This window comes from Actinobaculum suis (assembly GCF_900102025.1).
Taxonomy (GTDB): domain Bacteria; phylum Actinomycetota; class Actinomycetes; order Actinomycetales; family Actinomycetaceae; genus Actinobaculum; species Actinobaculum suis.
Genome location: NZ_FNAU01000035.1, coordinates 1 through 1,574, shown reverse-complemented (window position 1 = coordinate 1,574; position 1,574 = coordinate 1). Strand labels below are relative to the sequence as shown.

Annotated in this window: 2 protein-coding genes; both read left to right on the top strand. The window is 57.1% G+C overall.

Annotated elements, in window-relative coordinates:
- Nucleotides 1-69: 69 nt before the first annotated feature.
- On the top strand, nt 70-975 hold the full coding sequence (locus BLT47_RS08800) for an ABC transporter permease (RefSeq protein WP_083330203.1): 906 nt from the start codon (nt 70-72) through the stop codon (nt 973-975).
- Nucleotides 968-1,543, top strand: coding sequence for an ABC transporter permease (locus BLT47_RS08795; protein WP_083330202.1), 576 nt, complete (start codon nt 968-970; stop codon nt 1,541-1,543). The genes BLT47_RS08800 and BLT47_RS08795 overlap by 8 nt, the downstream gene beginning before the upstream one ends.
- The last annotated feature ends 31 nt before the right edge of the window (nt 1,544-1,574 follow it).

The window sequence follows — 1,574 nt, the reverse complement described above, 5'->3', positions numbered from 1 at the left end:
CCAGGCCCCAGACACCTTCGAAAAACACGCGTCAGCTACACTTGACCTTGCAGCATAAACACCACCCCCATGTCCACTTTCCGGGGGTCGGGCCCGGAAGCAAATGTGGGGCAAGCCGCCTATATGAATATGAGCCCGGAGAAGAAAGCGCAGCTACTAGCTCATTGGGGTGACGGCACCCCGATGCTGCAGCGCTACTGGGACTGGTTGACGTCATTCATCGCCGGAGATATGGGCATCTCGCTGCGCTTCAATGCACCGGTTTCCCAGGTGATTGCCACGAAATTCTCCACCTCGGTGCTGATGTTGGCCACAGCCTGGCTACTATCTGGTGTCCTGGGGTTCGTGCTCGGCGTGGTCGCTGCCGCCCGGGAAGGAAGCCTGCTGAGCAAAGCGATCCACGGTTTCTGCCTACTGTTAGCGTCCACACCAACATTCTGGTTTGGTCTACTGGTGTTGATGGTTTTCGGTGTCTACCTTGGGGTGATCCCGATCGGTTTTGCCTCACCTATCGGTAAAGCCGCAGAGGACATCACATTCTGGGATTTATTCCGGCATGCCATCGGGCCAGCACTGACGCTCAGCATCGTTGGTATTTCCAATGTTGCATTGCATACCCGGCAAAAACTGTTGGACGTCATGGAAACCGATTATTTCCTGTTCGCACGAGCCAGGGGTCTCGGCCTATGGCATGTGATCCGCCGCCATGGGCTTCGCAACATCATACTGCCAGCGTTGACCTTGCAGTTCGCTTCTATTTCGGAGATCTTTGGTGGCTCCATCCTGGTGGAGCAGGTGTTCAGCTATCCCGGTTTGGGGCAGGCCACCGTCATTGCTGGGCTTGGTAGTGATGTCGCGCTCCTGGCTGCCATCGCGGTGTTCTCGGCTGCCATCGTCTTCGTCGGAAACGCAGCCGCCGATCTCCTCTACCGTGTGATCGATCCCAGAATGCGAGCGGGGGTAACCAATGTCTAACACCACTACCACAGCCCAGCCAATCGAATTAGCAGTAGCAAAACCGCAACGCCCCGGCCCCTATCGGCGCGCTGTGGTTACTTGCATCGCCTCGGCTGTGGTGATCGTTGCCCTGCTGATCACAGGGTTCGCTAATGCTGACCAAGCATTAGTCACTGATTTCACCAACAAAGCATTAACACCACATGCGGCAGAACCATTCGGAACCGACTGGATGGGGCGCAGCCTCTTGGCGCGCACCGTCACCGGCTTGGCGCTATCGATCCTGATTGGACTATTCGCAGCCACGGTCAGCGCGATCATCGCACTGATTCTAGGCACACTAGCCGCACTCGGCCCGAAATGGGTTGACAACCTCGTCAGTTGGCTCATCAACTTGATGCTCGGGTTGCCGCATATGCTGCTGTTGATTCTGATTTCAGTGGCTATAGGTCGCGGGTTCTGGGGTGTGGCAATCGGAGTGGCCGTCACCCACTGGCCTTCGCTAGCGCGCGTGATTCGTTCGGGCCCGACCCCCGGAAAGTGGACATGGGGGTGGTGTTTATGCTGCAAGGTCAAGTGTAGCTGACGCGTGTTTTTCGAAGGTGTCTGGGGCCTGG

Excerpts from the sequence above, each read along its gene's own strand:
- BLT47_RS08795 (WP_083330202.1), top strand. The coding sequence starts at position 968 with ATGTCTAACACCACTACCACAGCCCAGCCAATCGAATTAGCAGTAGCA.
- BLT47_RS08800 (WP_083330203.1), top strand. The coding sequence starts at position 70 with ATGTCCACTTTCCGGGGGTCGGGCCCGGAAGCAAATGTGGGGCAAGCC.